This window comes from Nocardia sp. CA-135953, assembly GCF_050955735.1.
In the GTDB taxonomy this organism is placed as follows: Bacteria; Actinomycetota; Actinomycetes; order Mycobacteriales; family Mycobacteriaceae; genus Nocardia.
In genome coordinates this window covers 3,844,437-3,865,966 of sequence record NZ_CP192082.1, presented here as the reverse complement: position 1 = coordinate 3,865,966, position 21,530 = coordinate 3,844,437, and the positions used below count along the sequence as shown (strand labels likewise).

Below are 21,530 nucleotides of genomic sequence, written 5' to 3'. Positions count from 1 at the left end.
TGCGCTCGCTGAGCTGGGCGAATGCAACGGTTTCGGGCGCACGCGAGGGTGTGCGCCGAGGAGAAGAGGAACAGCAGCTATGCCGATTGCTTCAGAGCCGGTGCCCGATTACGCCGCATGGCGCAAGGGCGTGGCGGGGGTGCTGGCGAAGGCCCGCAGGGTCGACGTCGCCGAACTTCCGGAGGAGCCAGAAAAGCTGCTCGACGAACAGACCTACGACGGTCTGACCATCGCCCCGCTGTACACCCGCGGGGATGAGCGGGCCGAACTGCCGCTGCCGGGTGAATATCCGTTCGTCCGTGGCCGCGACGCCACCAGGGATGTGCATCGTGGCTGGTATGTCAGCGCCTTCATCGGCGCGGCCGATGGCGCCGCGGCGAATCGCGAGATCCTGGCCGCGCTGGAGAACGGAATCAGTGCACTGTGGCTCGGCGTGGGCGAGCGGGGTGTGCCGGTGGCCGAATTGCCCGCGGGGCTGTCGGGTCTGCTGTTCGAACTGGCACCGCTGACACTCGCCGCGGGTGACGCGGTTTCCGCAGCGGCACAACAGGTCTTCGCGCAGCTCGACGATTACCAGGTGGCGGACCGGACCGAAATTCGAGTCGCATTGGGTGCGGCCCCGCTCACCAGTCGCTTCGCCGGAACCGCCGATATCGAACTGGCGGAGGCCATCGCCCTGGCCGGTCAGGCGGTGCAGCGTCCGGAGAGCGTGCGCGCTATCACGGTGGACGGCACCGTCTTTCACGATGCGGGCGCCTCGGACGCCCAGGAGCTCGGTGCGGCGGTGGCCGCTGGCCTGGCCTACCTGCGTGCACTCGCCGATGGCGGTCACGATATCGCGGATGCCTTCGAGCAGTTGGAGTTCCGCTTCGCCGCGACCGACGACCAGTTCGCCACCATCGCGAAATTCCGTGCGGCCCGCCAGCTCTGGGCCCGCGTCGCGCATGTGTGCGGCGCACCCGCATTCGGTGACGCCCCGCAGCATGCGGTGACCTCCGCCGCGATGATGACCCAGCGCGACCCGTGGGTGAATATGCTGCGCACCACCCTCGCGGCTTTCGGCGCGGGAGTCGGTGGCGCGGACACGGTCACGGTGCTGCCCTTCGATTCGGCATTGCCGCCCGGCGAACTCGGCGTCTCGAAGTCGTTCGCCGACCGTATGGCTCGCAATACCCAGCTGCTGCTGCTCGAGGAGTCGCACCTCGGTCATGTGCAGGATCCGGGCGCCGGTTCCTGGTACGTCGAGGATCTCACCGCCGCACTCGCCGCCAAGGCATGGGAGTTCATGCAGGAACTCGAGGCGGCGGGCGGTTACCCGGCCGCGCTGGACTCCGGCCTGCTCGCCGAGCGGATCGCCGCGACCCGGTCGGCCCGGGACGCCGATGTGGCACACCGCAAGACGGCGCTCACCGGTGTCAACGAATTCCCGAACCTGGCCGAGCAGCCGCTGTCGGAGGCCGCGCGCCGGCCCGGACAGGTGGTTCGCTACGGCGCCGCCTTCGAGGCGCTGCGCAACCGCTCGGATTCCTACCTCGCCGCCAAGGGGGCGCGGCCACGTGCGCTGCTGGTGCCGCTGGGAACAGTGGCCGAGCACAATGTGCGGGTCACTTTCATTGCGAACCTGCTGGCCTCGGGCGGTATCGAGTCGATCGACCCCGGTCCGCTGGAGGTGGCCGGAATCGGCACGGCGGCAACCGAATCCGGTGCCACGATCGCCGTATTATGTGGTTCGGACAAGCGTTACGCCGAGCAAGCGGGCCCGGCGGCCGAGCAGTTGCGGGCCGCCGGTATCGAGACGGTGCTGCTGGCCGGTGCGGAAAAGGCCGTCGCCGAGCTCGGCGCCGCACAGCGCCCCGACGGTTATCTCGCGGCCCGCATCGATGCGGTGGCCGCACTGTCCGACCTGCTGGAGAAGGTGGGAGCCTGATGACATTGAGTCATATCGACAAGCCGGGCGAAATCGACGAGCCGGGCGGCATCGAGCACCGGATCGGTAGTTTCGCCGAGGTGCCGCTGTCCGAGCGTCCGGCCGAGCCCGCCGACGTCGACTCCGCACAGGTCGACGCCTATGTGCGCGCCGCCGCCGAGGCGAACAACTACACCCCCGAACAGTTGGTGTGGTCGACGCCCGAAGGTATCGACGTGCCACCGGTTTTCACCAAGGCCGACCGTGATGCCATTGCGGCCGAAGGGTATCCGCTCGACAGCGTGCCCGGTATCGCGCCGTTCCTGCGCGGTCCGTACCCGACCATGTACGTCAATCAGCCGTGGACCATTCGCCAGTACGCGGGCTTCTCCACCGCCGCGGATTCGAATGCCTTCTACCGTCGCAATCTGCAGGCGGGCCAGAAGGGTCTGTCGGTCGCCTTCGACCTGGCCACCCACCGCGGCTACGACTCCGACCACCCGCGCGTCCAGGGTGATGTCGGGATGGCCGGTGTTGCCATCGATTCCATTCTCGATATGCGTCAGCTCTTCGACCACATCCCGCTGGATCAGGTCTCGGTGTCGATGACCATGAACGGCGCGGTGCTGCCGATCCTCGCGCTCTATGTGGTCGCGGCCGAGGAACAGGGCGTCGCACCGGAACAGCTGGCCGGAACCATTCAGAACGACATTCTGAAAGAGTTCATGGTCCGCAATACCTACATCTACCCGCCTAAGCCCTCGATGCGGATCATCTCCGACATCTTCGCCTATACCAGCGCGAAGATGCCGAAGTTCAACTCGATCTCCATCTCCGGCTACCACATCCAGGAGGCCGGAGCCACGGCCGATCTGGAATTGGCCTACACCCTCGCCGACGGTGTCGAGTACATTCGCGCGGGTATCGCCGCGGGCATGGAGGTCGACAAGTTCGCGCCGCGGCTGTCGTTCTTCTGGGCCATCGGCATGAACTTCTTCATGGAGGTCGCCAAACTCCGTGCGGGACGGCTGCTCTGGAGTGAGCTGGTCGCGAAGTTCGAGCCCAAGAGCGCGAAATCGCTTTCGCTGCGGACGCATTCGCAGACCTCGGGTTGGTCGCTGACCGCGCAGGACGCCTACAACAATGTGGCGCGCACCTGCATCGAGGCGATGGCCGCGACCCAGGGCCACACCCAGTCGCTGCACACCAACGCCCTCGACGAGGCGCTGGCCCTGCCGACGGATTTCTCCGCGCGTATCGCCCGCAATACCCAGCTGCTGATTCAGCAGGAGTCCAACACCACCCGCCCGATCGACCCCTGGGGTGGTTCCTACTACGTGGAATGGCTCACCCACCAGCTGGCCAACCGCGCCCGTGCGCATATCGCCGAGGTCGAGGCGCACGGCGGGATGGCGCAGGCGATCGGCGAGGGTATCCCGAAGCTGCGCATCGAGGAGGCGGCCGCTCGCACGCAGGCTCGCATCGATACCGGTCAGCAGCCCGTGATCGGCGTGAACAAGTACCAGGTCGAAGAGGACCAGCAGGTCGAGGTCCTCAAGGTCGAGAATTCGCGGGTGCGCGCCGAACAGATCGAGAAGCTGAACCGGCTTCGCGCCGAACGCGATTCGGCCGAGGTGGAACGGGCGCTGGGTGAATTGTCCCGTGCGGCGGCCGCTTCCGAGGGCGGCATGGAGAACAACCTGCTCGCGCTGGCCATCAACGCGGCGCGCGCCAAGGCCACCGTCGGTGAGATCTCCGATGCGCTGGAAAAGGTGTACGGCCGCCACCAGGCCGAGATCCGTACGCTCTCCGGTGTGTACCGCGACGAGGCCGGGAAGGTGACCAATATCAGCAAGGCGAGCGAACTCGTCGAGGAATTCGCCGAGGCGGAGGGTCGTCGGCCGCGCATCCTGGTCGCCAAGATGGGCCAGGACGGGCACGACCGAGGTCAGAAGGTGATCGCCACGGCGTTCGCCGACCTCGGCTTCGACGTCGATGTGGGCCCGCTGTTCCAGACCCCGGAAGAGGTGGCGCAGCAGGCGGCCGATAACGACGTACACGTCGTCGGTGTGTCCTCGCTGGCGGCCGGCCACCTCACCCTGGTGCCCGCCCTACGGCAGGCACTGGCCGATGTCGGGCGACCCGACATCATGGTCATCGTCGGCGGCGTCATCCCGCCCGGTGACTTCGAGGAGCTGTACGCGGCGGGTGCCGCCGCGATCTTCCCGCCCGGCACGGTGATCGCGGACGCCGCGATCGATCTGCTGAAGAAGTTGGCGGGCGAACTCGGTCACGAGATCGGCGGCGGCAGCGGCGAATGACTGCAGCATCGCGCAGCGATTCGAGCAGCGGTGGTGGTCGGGCGACGGGTGCGAAGCGCGCCATAGATGTCGACGCGCTCGCGCAGGCGGTCCGCTCGCGGGAGCGGGCCGCCCTTGCCCGAGCCATCACCCTGGTCGAGTCGACCAGGGCCGATCATCGGAAGCTTGCGCAGCAACTGCTGCTGCAGCTGACCCCGCCGACCGATACGGTCACCTCGAATCGTGTCGGCATCACCGGTGTTCCCGGCGTCGGCAAGTCGACGTTCATCGATGCGCTCGGTATGGATCTGATCGGCAAGGGGCATCGGGTCGCGGTGTTGGCCGTCGACCCGTCCTCGACCCGCACCGGCGGCTCCATCCTGGGTGACAAGACCCGCATGGCGCGACTGTCGTTGGAGCGCAACGCCTATATTCGTCCGTCGCCGACCGCGGGCACCCTCGGCGGCGTCGCCAAGGCGACCCGCGAGACCATCGTGGTGCTCGAGGCCGCGGGCTACGACGTGATCCTTGTGGAGACCGTCGGTGTCGGTCAGTCCGAGGTGACGGTCGCCAATATGGTCGACGTGTTCTGCTTTCTGACCCTGGCCCGCACCGGAGATCAGTTGCAGGGCATCAAGAAAGGTGTCCTGGAACTCGCCGACCTGGTCGCGGTGAACAAGGCCGACGGCAAGCACGAGATCGAGGCCAAGGCCGCCGCCCGCGAATTGGCCGGGGCGCTGCGCCTCATCCATCCGCACGACGCGCTCTGGCGTCCGCCGGTGCTCACCATGAGCGGTCTGCAAGGCCATGGGCTGGACAAGTTCTGGGACACCGTCCTCGACTACCGCCGGATCATCACCGAGGCCGGTGAATTCGCCGAAAAGCGGCGCCGCCAACAGGTCGACTGGACCTGGACCATGGTGCACGACCAACTGCTGCGCCGCCTCGCGGAGAACCCGAACGTCAAGGCCATTCGGGCACAAGTGGAGAAGCAGGTGCGTGACGGAACATCGACCGCCGCACTGGCCGCCGAGCAGCTCCTCGACGCTTTCGACAGTTGAGGTGGTGACACCCTGCCGCCGCGGTGCCGCGGGGTTGTCGCCGAGCGTGTCAGAGCTAGTCGCGGTGGGCCTCGCGCAGGGTCGGCAAACCGGCGCCTACCGGTTCGGCGCGGACGAACTGCTCATGAATGCCGACCGAGTCTCGGTGATATTTGTAGCGGATTTCGCGGTAGCTCTGCTCGACGAAACCGAGCGGCTCTGGCACCGGCGATCCAGGTTCACCCGCGCATCGGTGTGAGTGCTACGCGATGTCGAAGAGCCGTGCGGCATTTCGGTAGCAGACCTGCCGCAGCCAGGAATCACCCAGGTCAAGGCGCTCCAGCGCACTGATCGAATGCCCGTAGGAGTAAGGGATATTCGGAAAGTCGCTACCGAACAGAATACGGTCACGCAACGAGTGCAGCCTGCCGTGCTCGGCGGTCGGAAAGGGGGCGGTGGCCTCGGTGAAATCGGTCCACACCATCGTCGTGTCCAGGTGCACACCCGGGTATTCCGCTGCCAGATCCAGGAATTCGGAGTACTCGGGTGTGCCCATATGCGCGATGATCAGCCGCAGGCGCGGATAGCGTTGCAGCAGACCGGCAATGGGCTCCGGTCCGGTGTACTCGCCGGGCGCGGGTCCGGAGCCGCAGTGGATCAGCACCGGTATTCCGGCGTCCTCGATCATGCCCCACACCGGATTCAGCAATGGATCACCGGGATGGAAATCGCCGACCTGCACATGCACCTTGAACACCCGGGCACCGCGCTCGATCGCGGCCTCCACATAGCTGTCCGCGTAATGTTCGGGATAGAACGTCGCTGTGTGCAGGCAGTCCGGGGTGCGTTCGGCGAAATCGGCGGTCCATTCGTTGAGCCACGCCGCCATATCCGGCTTGTGCGGATACACCAGCGAGGTGAACGCGCGAACACCGAAGCCGCGCAACGTCTTCAAACGGACCTGCTCATCGTCGCGGTAGGCGATCGGCCGATCCCGGCCGACCAGCGGGCCGGCCGAATCGAAGCACGCCCACACCTTGGCCATGACCTGCTCCGGCATGAAATGCGTATGGACGTCGATGATTCCGGGCAGTTCCAGCCGGGTGCGGAATGCGGTCAGATAGGTATTGTCGTCGCTGTCACCGATCATCGAGCAGCCTCCTGCGGGTATACCGACCGTGCGAAGTCACCGACCCTGGTGATCAATCGCTCGAAGAACACCTCGGGGTTGGTGCCGACCACGATGTCGGCGTTGGGTTCTCGCCCCCACATGCCCGCCCAGTCGGCCACCGTGGTGGCCCGGGTGATGGCGCCGACGAGTTCGACATCGACAGTGGCCGGTCGAGTTATGGCAAGTTCCGGATCCAGCGCGACGGCCGCCGCGAACGGATCGTGCATATGCGCGAGATAGCCCTGGTCGTAGAGTTTGTGGAAATCGAAGTAGAACCGGACCGCATCGGTGAAGTAGCGCACGATCGGGTTACTCGTCGCGGACCTGGCCTCCGGTGGATCGGTCTGCGAAACGAGCTCCACGGGCAGACTCCCCGCGCGTTCGGCGAGCTGCGCCACATGCTTGGGCCGCATCTCGATGGTCTCGGTGATATCGAGCGCGCACACGATCGGCCGCCGATCGGCGGGGGCGGCGGAGAAGGCGTCGAAGACCTCCTTGGCCGCCTCCGGATCCACGTGCACATTCCACTCGTTGGTCGGCGTGGTGTTGCCTGGGTGATTGAAGGCTCCGCCCATGATCACCAGCCGCCGCAGCAGCAGCGGCAGCCGTGGTTCGAGGCGAAGGGCGAGCGCCAGATTCGTCAGCGGTCCCGTGCAGAGCCCGACGATCTCGCCGGGAGCCCCGCGCACCAGCTCGACCCACATCTGCGCCGCCGACCGGGCCGAGATCGGCCGTGCGGATTGCGGCAGTTCCGCATATCCGACTCCCTGCGGCCCGTGTGTGTCCTCGGTGGTGCGCAGCGGGATCGCGAGCGGTTCCGCGGCACCCAGCGCGACCTCGATATCGCGTGCGCGGCACACATCCAGCCAGGCGAGATTGTTCGCTGCCACCTGCGGTGCGGGCACATTGCCCGCGGTGGCGGCGATTCCCACGATCTCGGCCTCCGGGGAGGCGAGCAGGTAGAGAAGCGCGAGTGAATCATCGATCCCGGTATCGACATCCATGACGATCTTCTGCCGCACCAGTCGAGCCTAGCGAGCGGACCGGGACGGTTCAGTAGGTGGGCAGCACGTAGCCGTCGGTATCGGACATCATCCGCAGCATGACCGGGCGCATCACTCGCGAGGTCATGACCTTCATACTCGCGCGCGCCATCCGCGTGCCGAGGCGTGAGGTGGGCAGCATCATCTTGATGCCGCCGCCGGGCACCTCCTTGGCTTTGTCCAGGAACGGTGTGACGATCTCCTCGTAGCGGGTCAGTGCCGTCACGAGGTCATCTGGGGCGGCGGCGATTTCACCGGCCAGGACGTAGGCGCCGACAATGGCCGTGGCGGTGCCCATACCGGTCATCGGGGAGCCGCAGAAGCCGGAGTCGCCGAGCAACGTGACCCGTCCGGCCGACAGCGACGGCATATCGACGCGGGCCAGCATGTCGAAGTAGAAGTCCGGGGTGGTGGTCATCGCGTCGAGGATGGCCGGCGCCTCCCATCCGGCCTCGGCCAGCATGTCGTGGATGAGCCGCTGCTGCGCGGCGACATCGCGGCGCAGTGCCGGATCGGCCTCGGTGCGCAGGGTGATGATCGCCTTCGAGGTGGCCGGATCGGCATCAGGTCGAATCGCGACCGCGGCGCTGGGCACCGTATGCATCTTGAACCAGCCCGGCTCGGTTCCAGCGGGTGTCGGGATGGTGAAGAACGACATGTAGCCGCCGAGATAAGTGACGAACTGTTCCTCCGGTCCGAAGGCCAGCTGTCGGGTCGCCGAATGCACGCCGTCCGCGCCGACCACCAGATCGAACCGCTCGGTCCGCCCCGATGCGAAGTCCACCTCGACCCCGGTATCGTCCTGGCGCAGCGCCGCAATCCACTCGCCGTAGCGGTAATCGAGTTCGCCCGCCGTGCCGGCCACTTCGGTGAGCAGTACCTGATTCAAATCGCCTCGGGTGATTTCGATTTCGGCCACCGGGCCCTTGCCGTCGAACATCTCCGCGGGCATCCGGGCGAATTCCCGGCCGTTTTCGTCGACGTAGGCCATGCCGCGCTCGTCGAGCTGGTACTTGCGGATGCCCGACATGAGTCCCATCCGCTCGGCGACGTCGCGGCTCGGGCCGCGCAGGTCCACGGCCTGTCCGCCCGGGCGTGGCTTCGGAGCGCGCTCTACGACGGTGGTTCGGATGCCCGCCCGCAGCAATTGCAGTGCGAGTGCGTTGCCCGCGATGCCGCCGCCGCTGATGAGGATGTGGAGGGATTTGATGCTCATGCCCCGCGCCAATCTTTCGAACGAATGTGTCAGACATATGTCTAACACATGGTTGGCACGGATGTCTAGTACAAATGTCTTAGTCGTGTGTAAGCTGAGGTCATGGGAAACCGAGAAGACCTATTGGCAGGAGCGCGTAAGGCCATCATCGAACGTGGCGTGGCGAAGACGACCGCACGCGATATCGCGGCGGCCGCGGGTGTCAGCCTGGCCGCGATCGGCTATCACTTCGGCTCGAAGGATCGGCTGATCACCGAGGCGCTCGCGGAGGCGCTCGGCAACGATATCGGCGATCGGATGGAAGCTTTGATTCGCGCGGGCCGCGGTCAGTCGCCGCTCGAGGCGTTCACGCAGATGTGGAACGCGATGCCGCGGGTCTTCGAGGACAACCGGGACGGCATGCTGGCCAGTCTGGAGAATCTGGTTCGCGTCGCGCGGACGCCGGAATCGCGGACGTTCATGGACGAAAGCCTCAACGGTGCATACGAGGACATCGGTCGAGCGGTCCGGGAATCCCGTCCTGACCTCGATGCGGACACCGCCCAGGCGATAGGTGAGCTCTACTTCGTGTTGACCCAGGGCCTCGGCATCCTGTGGACGATCACCTGCGGTGAGAACCTGCCCGACGGCGCGCGGCTGGCCAAGGCGATTGCGGCCCTGGCCGGTGAGCCCTGAGCGCGTCTAACGGCGTGCGTGCTATCGGGCGTGCAGCGGCCACACCGGCCGGTCCGCGCCGTATCTCGGTGCCGGCCACGCGTAATCCGGATACTCGGCGAGCACCGGGGCTGCGGTGGTGACATTGCCGTGGGTGACCGCCGCCATCGGACTCGGCGGCGCGGCCCGCGGATGACGTGGGGCGCGTCCGGGCGCGTCGAGGAGCCAGGCTGCGGTGCGCGCCAACGCGACTCGGACGTCGCGGCCGATACCGTCGTGTGCGCGGGCGACCAGCGCATCGATCACCCCGGCGGCGAGCAGATAGCCGGAGGCGTGGTCGAGTGCCTGCGCGGGCAGCGTCCCCGGCACCGCGGGTGCGCCCTCGACAATCGAAATACCTGCTGCGGCCTGCACGATGCTGTCGAAACCGCGCCGCCGACCCCACGGGCCGGATTCACCCCACGCCGATATCCGACCGTGGACGAGGCCGGGACGACGGGCGGCGGTGAGCCCGGCGTTTTCCAGTACGCCGGGTCGATATCCGGTGATCAGTACGTCGGCGGCGGCGAGCAGCTCGTTGATCAGCGGCAGGTGCCGGTGCAGATCCAGCAGCGTGGAGCGCTTCCCCTGGCAGGTGTCGTGATACTGCCAGGGGATCTCGGGTAGGTGCGGCGGGTCGATCCGCAGCACCTCGGCGCCGAGCAGCGCCAGGGTCCTGGTCGCGACGGGTCCGGCGATCACCCGGGTCAGATCGAGTACCCGGACTCCGCGTAACGGCTGCAATGGTGATGCCCCGATCGGCAGGCCGAGTTCGCCACGGTCGATCCGGGTGTCGATCGCCACCAGCGGCCCCGATGCGGCGGCCTCGCCCTGTGGGCTCTCCGCCCACTCCTGCTCGCTACGCACCTGCACCGCAATGGCGCCGTGCGCGGCCGCACGCTCCTCGATATCGCGGGCCCGGCTCATCGCCATCTGCGCGACCGCGAGATCGACGGGGGCGTCGTCGGGCAGTCCGAGCGAGGCGAGTAATCGCGCGCGATGATGCGGATAGTTGGCGTGGGTGCGGACCCAGCCGTCGAAGGTGGGAAAGAATCCCGACAGATCGGCGAATCCCTTGGCGGGCGCACCGCCGACGCGCAGCAGGCGTTCACTGGAGAAGGCGGCGGTGATCCGGACCGGATCCAGTCGGTGCAGCACCGGATTCAGGTGGTGTGCGTCGCGAATTCGGTTCGCCGCCGCCGTCACCGCGGCGACTGATCCGGCAGCCAGCGCCCAAACCGGCAGCGCCGCAGCCAAACAGCTGCCCGGATCGGCGGCGGGGACGGTGCCGGAGGCCGGTACACCGATTCCGGCCTCGTAGTCGCGGACCAGCTGTTCGTGCGCAATCACGAGATCGAGAGTAGTTGTTGCGCCGCAGTAGTAGGGTCGGGGCCATGACGCCGCTGCAGCGTTATATCGCCGAAGAGATAGCCACCGACCATGCCGACGGATTGATCGGCCGCCGGGAAGCATTGCGCCGACTTGGAATGCTCGGGGTCGGCGCCACCACGGCGGTTGCCTTGCTCGCCGCTTGCTCCGATAGCGGCGACCAGGCGAATACCGCGTCGACGGGCTCGAAACCCGCGGCGTCCTCGGCCCCGCCGGGCACGAGCGGCGCGGTCGCGGCCACCGCGATCACTTTTCCCGGACCGGAAGGCCGCCGGCTACAAGCCGCATGGGCCGCCGCGCCACAGCCGCGCGGCAGCGTGCTCGTCATCCACGAGAACAAGGGTCTGACCGACCACATCCGTTCGGTGACAGGGCGATTCGCGGGTGCCGGATATTCCGCACTCGCGGTCGACCTGCTGTCCGAACTCGGCGGCACCGCCGCCTTCACCGACCCGGCGGCGGCCACCGCCGAACTCGGCAAGATCGCGCCGCAACAGTTCATCGGCGATCTGCGGGCCGGTATCGCCGAGTTGGAACGGCGGGTCCCGGGAAAGAAGATCGGCGCGACCGGATTCTGCTTCGGCGGCGGTCTGGTGTGGATGCTGCTGGCCGCGGGTACGCCGACACTCGCTGCGGCGATACCGTTTTACGGCCCATTCCCGGAGAACGGGGATCTGTCCGGTTCGAAGGCGGCGGTACTCGGGATCTACGCCGCCAAGGACGAGCGGGTGATCGCTTCGCGTCCCACCGCGGAAGCGGCCCTGGGCGGGGCCGGTCTCACTCATGAGATCTACGTCGCACCGAATGCGGACCACGCCTTCTTCAACGACACCGGACCGCGCTACAACCCGACCGCCGCCGCGGAGGCGTGGCAGCGGGTCCTGGATTGGTACGGAAAGTACCTCGGGTGAAGAAGAGCAAGGCGGGCAGGGCCATTGCCGCGACGGACTGGCTGCGGGTGTTGCGCGCACATCCCGCGCCGAGCCATCAACTGCTGTGTTTCCCGCCCGGCGGGGGAGCGGTCACGGCTTATCGGGCACTGGCCGAACGCTTCGACAACGGCATTGCCGTTGCCGCCGTCCAGTACCCGGGTCGGCAGGACCGGCTCGGTGAGCCCACCATCGGCGATATGGACACCCTCGTCGACCGGATCGTAGACGAGGTGCTGAATCAGGGCCCGGTGGAACAGCTTTCGCTGTTCGGCCACAGCATGGGCGCGACCGTGGCCTTCGAAACCGCACGCCGCCTGGAACGCAAGGGACAGCCGCTTACCGCGCTGTTCGTATCCGGCCGTCCCGCACCGACTTTCGTCGAGCAGGGTCGGCTGCATCTCGGCTCCGACGACGATCTGATCGGTGATCTGGAGCGCTTGGCGACCGATCCCGCGTCCGTTCAGATCCTGCGCGACGAACCGAGCCTCGCCGAACTGGTACTGCCCGCGGTGCGCAGCGACTACCAGGCCGTCGCGACCTACCGTTACCGCGAGGGCGCACCGCTGTCCTGCGCTGTGTCGGCCCTGGTCAGCACCGAAGATCCGACGATGACGCCGGAGCAGGCCGAGGAATGGCGCGAACACACCACCGGTTCGTTCGACCACACGGTCTTTCCCGGCGGTCATTTCTACCTCGACGACAAGGTCTCCGAGGTCGCCGACCTCATCGTCCGCACCCTCCACACATAGCCCACCCACGACACCACCACGCACACCGCGACCAGCCCGCGCACCAATCCCAGCGCACTCTGCGGGTAGATCACCCCGGTCAGATAATGGTCGATGAACCCGCTCGGCGGCAGCCCCGCCATCCCGGCCCGGTGTCGCGCCCAGTTCTCCAAATATGTGAGCGGACAATCGAATCCGAACAGCACCGTGCTGAATCCCCACCCGAACGCGATCAGATGCAGCCAGATGGTGCGCGGCCACCGCCACGCCATGAACCCGCCGACCACCACGTACGCCACGAATACGAAATGCACCGCGGCGGTGGCATCGGCCAGCAGCCGATACAGCATATGCCCAGCGTAGCGCTGGATGTGTGCGGACTCGGCCCTCGCGGATCACCAGGGCGAGGGCTGGTAGTCCTTGAGGAAGCAGCCGTAGAGGTCGGTACCGGATTCGCCTTGGACAATCGGGTCGTAGACGCGGGCGGCGCCGTCCACCAGGTCCAGCGGCGCGTGGAAGCCCTCTTCGGCGAGGCGGAGTTTGGTGTAGTGCGGGCGTTCGTCGGTGATCCAGCCGGTATCCACCGCGGTCATCAGGATGGCGTCCTGCTCGAACATTTCGCGGGCACTGGTGCGGGTCAACATATTCAGCGCGGCCTTGGCCATATTCGTATGGGGGTGGCCCGCACCCTTGTACGCACGGGAGAACTGGCCTTCCATCGCGGAGACGTTCACAACGTATTTGCGGCGGGCCCCGGCAGCGGCCATGACCGGGCGCAGCCGGGAAACCAGAATGAACGGCGCCACCGAATTGCACAGCTGGACCTCGAGCAGCTCGGTCGGGTCCACCTCGGCGACGGTCTGCACCCAGCTGTTGGTGTGGGCGAGATCCGGCACCAGACCACCGGCGTCGATGGCGATACCGCGCGAAATGCGTTCCGGCGTGGCCGATCCCGCGACCAGCGCCAACTCCGCCACATCGGCCGAGGACAGCGTCGGGGTCAGGGATGCGGTGAGTGCGGTCGGGTGCGCTTGCATGGTCTTGCCGAAGGTCACCACATCCGGCAGCGCACCCGCGGGCAGCGGACCGGACTCGGCATCGACCAGCGCGCCGTACGCGCCGGGGGAGCGGCGCACGGTCTGGGCGGCATTGTTGATCAGGATATCCAGCGGTCCCTGTGCCGCGACGTCATCGGCGAGCGCGACGACCTGGGCCGGATCCCGCAGATCGATGCCGACGATGCGCAGCCGGTGCAGCCAGTCGGCGCTGTCGTCCATGGCGGCGAAGCGGCGGATCGCATCGTTCGGGAAGCGGGTGGTAATGGTGGTGTGCGCACCGTCGCGCAGTAGCCGCAGCGCGATATACATACCGATCTTGGCGCGACCGCCGGTCAGCAGGGCACGCCGCCCGGTGAGATCGGTACGGGCGTCTCGTTTTGCGAGGCTGCCTGCCGCGCAGTCCGGGCAGAGCTGGTGATAGAACGCGTCGACCCTGGTGTAGCGCTGCTTGCAGATATAGCAGGGCCGTGCCCGCAGCAGCGTGCCCGCGCTCGCACCCGCCGCATTCGAGGTCAGCGGAATGCCAGCGGTTTCGTCATCGATCCGATTCGGCGATCCGGTCGCGGTCGCCGCGACCACCGCCCGGTCCGCCTCGGCGACCGCATCCCTGGCCACGGTTCGCCTGCGTTGCTTCAATTTCTTGAACATATGGCCGACGGCGCGCTGCACCGTGACCGACGCCGGATCGTCCTTGTCCAGCTGCCCGGCCTGCTCCAGCACGCGCAAGCAGATCGCCAGCTCATCGGGGTCGATAGCGGTGCCGCTCGGCGCTGGTGCGGTAGACGTCGATGCGGTGTTCTGAACCATCGGAATGCGAATTTATCCTTCGTGAACTGGGAGGTTGACCCAGCCATTGTCGCATTCGAATGCGGACCGGTCGGCGCGAGCAGTCCCGCACCGGCCGGACATCGCCTATTTGCGCAGCTTACTCATGGTCGAGGTAGCCGTCTTCTTCAGCAGATCGGTGACCTCGGACGCGCTGAGGATCTTGCCCGAGGACTTCGACGAACTGGACGAATACTGCGACCAGCTGATGTGATAGGTGGCCCAGCCGTCTCGCACCGCCACCGAGACATCGGCCGTCGGATCGTCCGACTTGTGCTTACCGGTGATCACATACGCCTCGTCGCCGAGTCCGGAGATCTTGTCGACCTTCGCGTCCTTGCCGTATTCGCTCTGGGTCCAGGTCTCGTACGACGCGGTGAACTCCGGTCCCGGATTGGTCTGCTTATGCACCTGCGCGCTGGTGTAGATGGCGGCGTATTCGTACTTCTCGGTCGAGCCGGACGGGGTGAAGCGGACATCGCACCCCATCGAATCGACCGCCGCGTGCGTGGAACCCTCGTGCTTCGGGTAGGTATTGCCCGAGGAATCGGTCTTCGACAACGTCAAGCCGGCACTGGTGTAGGGCGAGGTGTCGGTGATATCGCAGAGATTGGCGACGTACTTGTAGCCGCGCAGATCGGCATCCTTGCTGATATCGGCCTTGCCCGCATCGAATGCGCCGATCGCGAACATCGCGCCCGCCCATACCGCGGAGGTGACGACGACCGCGCCGAGCGCCCAAAGCCAGCCTTTGCCACCGGATTTGGGCGGCTGCTGATATCCGGGTGCCTGTTGCTGGTATGCGGGCTGTTGGAAACCTGGTGCGCCCTGCGGGAATCCGGGTGTGGGCTGCTCGAATCCGGGCTGCCGGAACCCGGGCTGCGGGAATCCGGGTGTGGCCTGTGGTGCCCCGGCTTGCGGGAATCCAGGCGCGGCCTGCGGCGTTCCCGGCTGCGGATATCCGGGCGAGGACTGGTGGTAGCCGGGTTGCTGGTATCCGGTGCCCGATTGGTATCCGGCGGGTGTGGCTTGCGGTGCTCCGGCCTGCTGGAATCCGGGCGCGGCCGGCGATGTCCCCGGCTGCGGATATCCGGGCGAGGACTGGTGGTAGGCGGGTTGCTGGTATCCGGTGCCCGATTGGTATCCGGCGGGCGCGGCCCCCGGCTGATCGAACGACTGACGCACCATCGTCGGATCAGCGGGCTGCTGCTCGGCTGGGCCTTGCGGTCCCACCACCGGAACCGCGGGCTGCGACGGCAGTTGATACCCCGGCTGCCCCACCATCGTCGGATCCGATTGTGAATACTGCGGTCCCTGCTGCTGCGGCTGTTCCTGCGCCCACCATGCGTCGTTGGGCTGGTTCTGTTGTTCCCCCGGTCCGGTCATGCGCGCAAAGTACCACCCCCTCCGATTTGGCGACCACTCACCGCTGGCGGGTCACTGCGGGATGCTGGCGTCGGCCGCGCGCAGGTCCTCGACGAAGTTCGCGATGGCCTCGGCGACGAGCAGCGGCTCGGTCACCGGCAGCCGGTGATCGGCCGGAATCGGGCAGCGCCACAGTCGATCCACCCGCGTGCGCTGCCGTCGTAGAGGAACGGGGGCACCAGCACGTCGGTGGTGTCCACGACGAGTTGCACCGGCACCTCGGTGGTGCGCTCACGCTGTAACCCCACGTCGCCCACCATGGGTCCGCTTTGTTGACATCATGCCAATAGTGCGCCACTCTGATGACGAAACGCGGGTGCGACAGGCCCGCGCGATCGAGCAAAGGATTCTGCGATGGCACGCGCGGCATGGAGTGACGACGAGGTCGAAGCGGTCCGGGAACTGGCGCGCAACTTCTTCGAGAAGGAAGTCGTCCCGCACGAGGAGAAGTTCGTCGCGCAGGGACATCCCGACCGCGCCCTGTACAACCGGGCAGGCGAACTCGGCCTGCTCTGCACCGCGACCCCGACCGAATACGGCGGCGGCGGTGGCACTTTCGCGCACGAGGCCGCCATTATCGAGGAACAGGCCTTCGCGGGTGACGGCTCGATGGGCATGGCCGTGCACACCTCGATCATCGCGCCCTATATCCACCACTTCGGTACCGAAGACCTCAAGCGGCGGGTGCTGCCCAAGGCGGCGGCCGGAGAGATGGTGCTCTCCATCGGCATGACCGAACCGGGCACCGGCTCGGATCTGCAGAACATCAAGACCCGCGCGGTCCGCGAGGGCGACGAATACGTCATCACCGGGTCGAAGATCTTCATCACCAACGGCTGGCTCTGCGACGGCATCATCATCGCCGCCAAGACCGATCCGACCAAGGGCGCGGCGGGCGTTTCGCTGATCTTCGCCGAGGTGGGTGATGACACCCCGGGCTTCAAGCGCGGCCGCATCCTGAACAAGATCGGCGGCAAGGCCCAGGACACCGCGGAGCTGTTCTTCGACGGACTGCGCGTGCCCGCCTCGAATCTGCTCGGCGAGGCAGAGGGCAAGGGCTTCTATCAGATGATGCAGCTGCTGGCCCAGGAGCGGCTGGTCACCGGCATTATCGCGGTCGCGATGATGGAGAAGGCGGTGCAGTTGACAGTCGACTACACCAAGGGGCGCGAGGCCTTCGGTAAGCCGCTGTTCGCGATGCAGAACACCAAATTCGAGATGGCCGAATGCGCGACCATTGCCAAGGTGAGCCGGATCTTCCTCGACGACTGCATCGGCAAACATCTGCGCGGCGAACTCGACATTCCCACGGCTGCGATGTCGAAGTATTGGCTGACCGACCAACTCGGTATTGTGGTCGATCGCTGCCTGCAACTGTTCGGCGGCTACGGCTACATGACGGAGTATCCGATTTCCCAGCTCTACACCGGTGCCCGCGTGCTGCGCATCCTCGCGGGCAGCAACGAGGTTATGAAGGATCTCATTGCCAGGTCACTCTGAGGTCGCCGCCAGCGATCGCTTGCGGGTCGCTGGGAACGACACCGAGGCGCAGCCGCGCAGGCGCAGGCTGGAGCCGGACGAGCGACGCGCACAGATCCTGGAGTGCGCGATCGACATGTTCGGCGAGCGGCCCTACGCGGCGGTCTCCACCGCGGAACTGGCGCAGCGGGCGGGTGTCGCGCGCGGGCTGATCAACCATTACTTCGGCAATAAGCGCGACCTGTATCTCGCGGTCGTGCGCCGGATGGTCACACTGCCGCGCCTCGACGATATGGTCGCGCCGACCGGCACCGATCGCGAACGCGTCGACGCGAGTGTGCACTGGTTGCTGGATGTGATCTCCGAACACGGCAGCACCTGGGTCAAGGTGACCAGTCACGAGGGCGTCGGCGACGATCCCGAGGTGCAGCAAATCCTGGATCAGGCCGATGACGCGGCCGCCGAGCGGATGCTGCTGATGGTCGGGCGCGCGGAGTCGGCGCACAGTGCGCAACTGCGCGCAATGGTCCGCGCATTCGGTGGGTTGGTGAAAGTCGCGGGCCGAGAATGGATCACCCGCGGCGCGCTCACCCGCGAGCAGGTGCACACGCTGCTGTCCGACATGCTGATGACACTGGTGACCGAAACCATGCCGAAGGTGGATCCCAGGCACTAACTGTGCGGCGTGGGTTGTTTCGGCAATTCCGAAGGCCTTTCACCCGCCGCGATCCTCCGCTCGGTGGCACTGTAGCGGACGCGCCGCACATGCCCTGGGGCGTGCCCGTTGCGACCGTACTTCCGCTCGATCACTTCCTCCCGGCGATGCTCGACCAGCAGTGCGCCGATTCCGGAGATCCACAATGCGGCGGTCAGTGTCGCACCGATCTGGGTCCAGCCGATGAAGCCGTAACCGGCCGCGGTGAGTGTGCACGCCATCGCGACGATGCCGAGCGCGCACAGAATGATGCCGGGCACGTTGTAGTCGTCACCGAGTAGATCGCCCGCGTGGGAATGCCACGGCCGCCCCTGTTGTCCTCTCGAACCGGATTCACCGCGCATACATCCCTCCTCTGCTGACGTCACCGCATGGATCGGTCCCGAGACCAGCATGTACCTCGACGGCGCGCGGCGCGAGTGGTGTTTGCCGGTTTGTTACTCCGGTGCTGGAACCGCACCGTGCCGAATCCGGTCGCCCCGGTGCCGAGTAGGGGCCGAGTTGACATGGTGGCGTTCGCGATTACGGTTTGATGACGATCGATCGGCCGTTTCGGATGATGTTGCGGCCGTCGGCCCCTATCCTTTGTCGGTATCGGGGCGGGTCCGGGCAGTTCGTGGTTCCTGCGCGGTTTGTGGTGGAAGAGGGACCTGAATGGCACGGACGGATAACCGTGAGCGAGAGCGCTGGCCGGAGGCACAGCCGGAGGAGTACGAGCCGGAGACCGGGGCGATCGGCAGGTGGCCGGATCCGGATCCCAACGACCGCTGGCCGGAGGCCGAGCCGCCGGCCCGACGCCCGACCCGGGCCGGTCGCCTGCGGGTCGAGGTCCCGCCCATCGTCAACCCGTATGCGATCGTCGCGTTGGTGGCCGCGCTGCTCGGCCTCTTTCCGGTCGCGATCGTCTTCGGGTTCATCGCCTTCAGTCATCCGCGCGGCAAGACGATGGCGGTGTGCGCACTGCTGCTCGGTGTGATCGAGGTGGTCGCTATCGCCGGATATGTCGTGCTGTCGGGGGGCAATTTCTCCGACGCACTGTCCGGGGTGCACCGGGCCTCGGTCGTATCGAGTGCCGCGCTGCCCTCCACCATCGCCCAGACCGCCGTCCCGCAGCCCTCGGTGGCGCCGCCCGTCTTCACGGCTCCGGCCACCTCGGCCGCGGCGCCGACGAGCCAGGTGGCCCCGAAGAAGGGCACGGTGTGCACCGAGCCGGGCCGCATCGGCACGGGGGCAGACGGCAACACACTGCTGTGCCTGGCCAGCGGCGGTGTCTACCAGTGGAACGGTCCATACACCGTCGGCGGCACCGTCGCGGAGCCGGGGACCAAATGCGACGGTTCGACGAAGAGTGCCCGCACCGCGGACGGGCGCGCAGTGACGTGCGAGAGCAAGGTGTGGGTGCTCTGGACCGAATAGCCTCCCGGTAGCTAGCCTTCGGTCTCCGGCTTCTTGGCCCGGCTCGGCTGTACCCGGGGCGGCTCGTTCGGCATCTTGGGATATTGCGGTGGCCACGGTGCGTCCATGAGTCCGGACGCCATATCCCGCTCCGACATTTTCAGCAGCGGCTCGATGGACTGGGCCGGTCGGTCCGCCCACGGGTCACCGGATTCGGCCAGCCGCGCGGGGACGGTGGCAATGGTCAATTCCTCGGGGACAACGGTATCCAGATCGGACCAGGCGATCGGCGTGGAGACCTGCGCGCCGACCTTCGGTCGCACACACCACGCGCCGAAAACCGTTTTGTGCGGTGCATTTTGGTTGAAGTCGACGAAGACGCGGTTGCCGCGCTCCTCCTTCCACCACTGCGCGGTGATTTCGTCCGGATGCCGCCGCTCCAGTTCGCGAGCCAGCGCGACCGCGGCCGCGCGCACCTGATAGCCGTCCCAATTCGGTTCCAGCGCAACGTAAATGTGCAATCCACGCGAGCCGGAGGTCTTGACGCGGGAGTCGATACCGAGTTCGGTGAACAGCTCACGAGTGAGTACGGCGGCGTGTTTGAGATCATCGAAGGTGATACCGGGGGAGGGATCCAGGTCGATGCGCAGCTCGTCGGCGATACTCAGATCGTCGATGTGATTGGGCCAGACGTGGAAGCCGAGGCAGCCCTGGTTCACCGCCCACAGAATGTGTGCGAGATCGTGGGCGACCAGGGCATCGCTGGTGGTGCCGTTGGGTGTGGCGACCTCGACGGTGTGCAGCCAATCCGGCGCGGATTTCGGCACCCGCTTCTGGAACCACGACTTACCGGAGGCCCCATCGGGATAACGCTCCAGCAGCAGCGGCCGATCGCGCACCACCTGCAGGAACGGGTCGGCCACGGCCTGGTAGTACCGGACCAGATCGAGTTTCGTCTCACCGCGTTTGGTGAAGTAGACCTTGTTCGGATTGCTGATGGCGACGGTTCGGCCGGCCACCTCGATATCGACCGACTCGGTCATCACTGCCCCCGGGCTTCGGTGAAGATGGCGCTCAACTCGGCCGGTGCGACCTCGTCGAGTTGAGCGTAGGTACACGATTCCGGTGTTCGATCGGACCGGAAGCGCACCAGCCTGCCGCCGTGCCGCAATCGGCCGGACTGCACATGTTCGTAGCGGACCTCGGCGACCAACTCCGGACGCAGCGCCTCCCAGGACAGATCCTTGCCGCCGGTCCATCGGCTCACCCCGCCCGGCATCTTGCCGTCGGCCTTCGCCTGCGCCGCGGCATCGGCCCACTCCCGCCACGGATGATTCGCCAATGCGTTCTCCCGCAACGGTTTCAGCTCATCCACCAGCGACTTGCGTTTGGCCGCGGTGAAACTGCTCGCGACTCCGACATGGTGCATATTGCCCTCGTCGTCGAACAGTCCGAGCAGCAGCGAACCGACGCCCTCGCCATCCTTGTGCCAGCGGAAACCGGCCACCACACAGTCCGCGGTGCGCTCGTGTTTGACCTTGAGCATCACCCGCTTGTCCTGCAGATACGCCAGCTCGCTGGACTTGACCATGACACCGTCGAAACCCGCACCCTCGAAGCGGGTGAACCAGTCCTCGGCGACGGCGGGATCCTGGGTGATCGGAGTCAGGTGCACGCGGGCGAGTTCGGTATCGAGAATGGTCTCCAGCAGCCGTCGACGTTCGGCGAACGGCTCACCGGTCAGGTCCTTGTCGCCGAGAGCGAGCAGATCGAAGGCTACGAAGCTGGCCGGTGTTTCCTTGGCCAACTTGTTGACTCGTGAGGCCGCCGGATGCAACCGGTTCTGCAGGGTGTCGAAGTCGAGTCCCTCATCGGTGACCACCACGATTTCACCGTCCACCACGCATTTATCCGGCAACGCCGCCTTCAGCAGTTCGGCGACCTCGGGAAAATAGCGGGTGAGGGGGCGGTCGTTGCGGGAACCGAGTTCCACTTCGTCACCGTCGCGGAACACCACGCAGCGAAAGCCGTCCCATTTCGGTTCGTAACTCAGGCCCGGCTCGTGCGGCACCGACGGTGCCGTTTTCGCCAGCATCGGCCGGACAGGCGGCATGACCGGTAAGTCCACACGATCCTCCTCGGGGGTTCGGGCTGTTCCGCCTCCCCGAGCCTCTAGGCCAGACTCAGGTGCCTCGAGAATAGCGCTGGCGGCCGA

At 66.5% G+C, this 21,530-nt stretch carries 21 protein-coding genes; 9 read left to right on the top strand and 12 right to left on the bottom strand.

Going from position 1 to position 21,530, the window contains the following annotated elements:
* Nucleotides 1-79 precede the first annotated feature (79 nt).
* Genes ACQPXH_RS17925 through meaB form a run of 3 tightly spaced genes read left to right on the top strand, consistent with a single transcriptional unit; the run spans nucleotide 80 to nucleotide 5,267 of the window.
* Nucleotides 80-1,927, top strand: a complete 1,848-nt coding sequence (locus ACQPXH_RS17925) for a methylmalonyl-CoA mutase family protein (RefSeq protein ID WP_433597671.1) — start codon at nucleotides 80-82, stop codon at nucleotides 1,925-1,927.
* Nucleotides 1,927-4,227 (top strand): methylmalonyl-CoA mutase, encoded by a 2,301-nt coding sequence (gene scpA, locus ACQPXH_RS17920; protein WP_433597670.1) that lies wholly within the window; start codon nucleotides 1,927-1,929, stop codon nucleotides 4,225-4,227. Before ACQPXH_RS17925 ends, scpA begins: the two co-directional genes overlap by 1 nt.
* The gene (gene meaB / locus ACQPXH_RS17915) at nucleotides 4,224-5,267 is read left to right on the top strand and encodes a methylmalonyl Co-A mutase-associated GTPase MeaB (RefSeq protein ID WP_433597669.1); all 1,044 of its coding nucleotides are present in this window, start codon (nucleotides 4,224-4,226) and stop codon (nucleotides 5,265-5,267) included. The genes scpA and meaB overlap by 4 nt, the downstream gene beginning before the upstream one ends.
* A 55-nt stretch (nucleotides 5,268-5,322) precedes the next feature.
* On the opposite strand, the gene ACQPXH_RS17910 is transcribed toward meaB, so the two are convergent.
* From ACQPXH_RS17910 to ACQPXH_RS17895, 4 genes are read right to left on the bottom strand one after another with little or no spacing between them, the layout of a single operon-like run.
* Nucleotides 5,323-5,472, bottom strand: a complete 150-nt coding sequence (locus tag ACQPXH_RS17910) for a hypothetical protein (RefSeq protein ID WP_433597668.1) — start codon at nucleotides 5,470-5,472, stop codon at nucleotides 5,323-5,325.
* A gap of 36 nt (nucleotides 5,473-5,508) precedes the next feature.
* Nucleotides 5,509-6,396, bottom strand: a complete 888-nt coding sequence (locus ACQPXH_RS17905; RefSeq protein WP_433597667.1) for an amidohydrolase family protein — start codon at nucleotides 6,394-6,396, stop codon at nucleotides 5,509-5,511.
* Complete coding sequence (locus ACQPXH_RS17900) at nucleotides 6,393-7,421, bottom strand: nucleoside hydrolase (RefSeq protein ID WP_433603492.1); 1,029 nt, start codon at nucleotides 7,419-7,421, stop codon at nucleotides 6,393-6,395. The genes ACQPXH_RS17905 and ACQPXH_RS17900 overlap by 4 nt, the downstream gene beginning before the upstream one ends.
* Before the next feature lie 49 nt (nucleotides 7,422-7,470).
* Nucleotides 7,471-8,676: an FAD-dependent monooxygenase gene (locus tag ACQPXH_RS17895; protein WP_433597666.1), complete on the bottom strand. Its 1,206-nt coding sequence runs from the start codon at nucleotides 8,674-8,676 to the stop codon at nucleotides 7,471-7,473.
* Nucleotides 8,677-8,778: 102 nt separating this feature from the next.
* Between ACQPXH_RS17895 and ACQPXH_RS17890 the strand changes: the two genes are divergently transcribed.
* Nucleotides 8,779-9,351, top strand: coding sequence for a TetR/AcrR family transcriptional regulator (locus ACQPXH_RS17890; RefSeq protein WP_433597665.1), 573 nt, complete (start codon nucleotides 8,779-8,781; stop codon nucleotides 9,349-9,351).
* 21 nt (nucleotides 9,352-9,372) lie between these two features.
* Here the strand turns inward: ACQPXH_RS17890 and ACQPXH_RS17885 are convergent, their stop codons facing one another.
* Nucleotides 9,373-10,719 carry a CoA transferase gene (locus ACQPXH_RS17885; protein WP_433597664.1) on the bottom strand — a complete coding sequence of 449 codons (1,347 nt, stop codon included), beginning with the start codon at nucleotides 10,717-10,719 and terminating at the stop codon, nucleotides 9,373-9,375.
* Between the two features lie 44 nt (nucleotides 10,720-10,763).
* Between ACQPXH_RS17885 and ACQPXH_RS17880 the strand changes: the two genes are divergently transcribed.
* Both ACQPXH_RS17880 and ACQPXH_RS17875 read left to right on the top strand, forming a co-directional pair.
* Nucleotides 10,764-11,669: a dienelactone hydrolase family protein gene (locus ACQPXH_RS17880; protein WP_433597663.1), complete on the top strand. Its 906-nt coding sequence runs from the start codon at nucleotides 10,764-10,766 to the stop codon at nucleotides 11,667-11,669.
* Nucleotides 11,666-12,439 carry a thioesterase II family protein gene (locus ACQPXH_RS17875; RefSeq protein WP_433597662.1) on the top strand — a complete coding sequence of 258 codons (774 nt, stop codon included), beginning with the start codon at nucleotides 11,666-11,668 and terminating at the stop codon, nucleotides 12,437-12,439. The genes ACQPXH_RS17880 and ACQPXH_RS17875 overlap by 4 nt, the downstream gene beginning before the upstream one ends.
* On the opposite strand, the gene ACQPXH_RS17870 is transcribed toward ACQPXH_RS17875, so the two are convergent.
* From ACQPXH_RS17870 to ACQPXH_RS17855, 4 genes are all read right to left on the bottom strand, one after another.
* Entirely contained in the window at nucleotides 12,379-12,768 is a 390-nt protein-coding gene (locus ACQPXH_RS17870) for a DUF2784 domain-containing protein (protein WP_433597661.1), read from the bottom strand. The genes ACQPXH_RS17875 and ACQPXH_RS17870 overlap by 61 nt on opposite strands.
* Before the next feature lie 45 nt (nucleotides 12,769-12,813).
* Nucleotides 12,814-14,283, bottom strand: coding sequence for an SDR family NAD(P)-dependent oxidoreductase (locus ACQPXH_RS17865; RefSeq protein WP_433597660.1), 1,470 nt, complete (start codon nucleotides 14,281-14,283; stop codon nucleotides 12,814-12,816).
* A 105-nt stretch (nucleotides 14,284-14,388) separates the two neighbouring features.
* Nucleotides 14,389-15,687: a hypothetical protein gene (locus ACQPXH_RS17860; RefSeq protein ID WP_433597659.1), complete on the bottom strand. Its 1,299-nt coding sequence runs from the start codon at nucleotides 15,685-15,687 to the stop codon at nucleotides 14,389-14,391.
* Between the two features lie 51 nt (nucleotides 15,688-15,738).
* Nucleotides 15,739-15,870 carry a hypothetical protein gene (locus ACQPXH_RS17855; protein WP_433597658.1) on the bottom strand — a complete coding sequence of 44 codons (132 nt, stop codon included), beginning with the start codon at nucleotides 15,868-15,870 and terminating at the stop codon, nucleotides 15,739-15,741.
* Between the two features lie 210 nt (nucleotides 15,871-16,080).
* On the opposite strand from ACQPXH_RS17855, the gene ACQPXH_RS17850 reads away from it, so the two are divergent.
* Both ACQPXH_RS17850 and ACQPXH_RS17845 read left to right on the top strand, forming a co-directional pair.
* On the top strand, nucleotides 16,081-17,226 hold the full coding sequence (locus ACQPXH_RS17850) for an acyl-CoA dehydrogenase family protein (protein ID WP_433597657.1): 1,146 nt from the start codon (nucleotides 16,081-16,083) through the stop codon (nucleotides 17,224-17,226).
* Entirely contained in the window at nucleotides 17,210-17,881 is a 672-nt protein-coding gene (locus ACQPXH_RS17845; RefSeq protein WP_433597656.1) for a TetR/AcrR family transcriptional regulator, read from the top strand. Before ACQPXH_RS17850 ends, ACQPXH_RS17845 begins: the two co-directional genes overlap by 17 nt.
* Here ACQPXH_RS17845 and ACQPXH_RS17840 read toward each other — a convergent pair.
* Nucleotides 17,878-18,264, bottom strand: a complete 387-nt coding sequence (locus tag ACQPXH_RS17840; RefSeq protein WP_433597655.1) for a hypothetical protein — start codon at nucleotides 18,262-18,264, stop codon at nucleotides 17,878-17,880. The genes ACQPXH_RS17845 and ACQPXH_RS17840 overlap by 4 nt on opposite strands.
* 310 nt (nucleotides 18,265-18,574) lie before the next feature.
* Here ACQPXH_RS17840 and ACQPXH_RS17835 point away from each other — a divergent pair, with 310 nt between their 5' ends.
* The gene (locus ACQPXH_RS17835; protein ID WP_433597654.1) at nucleotides 18,575-19,336 is read left to right on the top strand and encodes a DUF4190 domain-containing protein; all 762 of its coding nucleotides are present in this window, start codon (nucleotides 18,575-18,577) and stop codon (nucleotides 19,334-19,336) included.
* Nucleotides 19,337-19,347: 11 nt separating this feature from the next.
* On the opposite strand, the gene ligD is transcribed toward ACQPXH_RS17835, so the two are convergent.
* On the bottom strand, nucleotides 19,348-20,358 hold the full coding sequence (ligD, locus tag ACQPXH_RS17830; RefSeq protein ID WP_433597653.1) for a non-homologous end-joining DNA ligase: 1,011 nt from the start codon (nucleotides 20,356-20,358) through the stop codon (nucleotides 19,348-19,350).
* Complete coding sequence (locus ACQPXH_RS17825) at nucleotides 20,358-21,443, bottom strand: ATP-dependent DNA ligase (protein WP_433597652.1); 1,086 nt, start codon at nucleotides 21,441-21,443, stop codon at nucleotides 20,358-20,360. Before ACQPXH_RS17825 ends, ligD begins: the two co-directional genes overlap by 1 nt.
* Between the last annotated feature and the right edge of the window lie 87 nt (nucleotides 21,444-21,530).

Excerpts from the sequence above, each read along its gene's own strand:
- ACQPXH_RS17925 (WP_433597671.1), top strand. The coding sequence starts at position 80 with ATGCCGATTGCTTCAGAGCCGGTGCCCGATTACGCCGCATGGCGCAAG.
- scpA (WP_433597670.1), top strand. The coding sequence starts at position 1,927 with ATGACATTGAGTCATATCGACAAGCCGGGCGAAATCGACGAGCCGGGC.
- meaB (WP_433597669.1), top strand. The coding sequence starts at position 4,224 with ATGACTGCAGCATCGCGCAGCGATTCGAGCAGCGGTGGTGGTCGGGCG.
- ACQPXH_RS17905 (WP_433597667.1), bottom strand. The coding sequence starts at position 6,396 with ATGATCGGTGACAGCGACGACAATACCTATCTGACCGCATTCCGCACC.
- ACQPXH_RS17900 (WP_433603492.1), bottom strand. The coding sequence starts at position 7,421 with ATGGATGTCGATACCGGGATCGATGATTCACTCGCGCTTCTCTACCTG.
- ACQPXH_RS17895 (WP_433597666.1), bottom strand. The coding sequence starts at position 8,676 with ATGAGCATCAAATCCCTCCACATCCTCATCAGCGGCGGCGGCATCGCG.
- ACQPXH_RS17890 (WP_433597665.1), top strand. The coding sequence starts at position 8,779 with ATGGGAAACCGAGAAGACCTATTGGCAGGAGCGCGTAAGGCCATCATC.
- ACQPXH_RS17880 (WP_433597663.1), top strand. The coding sequence starts at position 10,764 with ATGACGCCGCTGCAGCGTTATATCGCCGAAGAGATAGCCACCGACCAT.
- ACQPXH_RS17870 (WP_433597661.1), bottom strand. The coding sequence starts at position 12,768 with ATGCTGTATCGGCTGCTGGCCGATGCCACCGCCGCGGTGCATTTCGTA.
- ACQPXH_RS17865 (WP_433597660.1), bottom strand. The coding sequence starts at position 14,283 with ATGGTTCAGAACACCGCATCGACGTCTACCGCACCAGCGCCGAGCGGC.
- ACQPXH_RS17860 (WP_433597659.1), bottom strand. The coding sequence starts at position 15,687 with ATGACCGGACCGGGGGAACAACAGAACCAGCCCAACGACGCATGGTGG.
- ACQPXH_RS17850 (WP_433597657.1), top strand. The coding sequence starts at position 16,081 with ATGGCACGCGCGGCATGGAGTGACGACGAGGTCGAAGCGGTCCGGGAA.
- ACQPXH_RS17840 (WP_433597655.1), bottom strand. The coding sequence starts at position 18,264 with ATGCGCGGTGAATCCGGTTCGAGAGGACAACAGGGGCGGCCGTGGCAT.
- ACQPXH_RS17835 (WP_433597654.1), top strand. The coding sequence starts at position 18,575 with ATGGCACGGACGGATAACCGTGAGCGAGAGCGCTGGCCGGAGGCACAG.
- ligD (WP_433597653.1), bottom strand. The coding sequence starts at position 20,358 with ATGACCGAGTCGGTCGATATCGAGGTGGCCGGCCGAACCGTCGCCATC.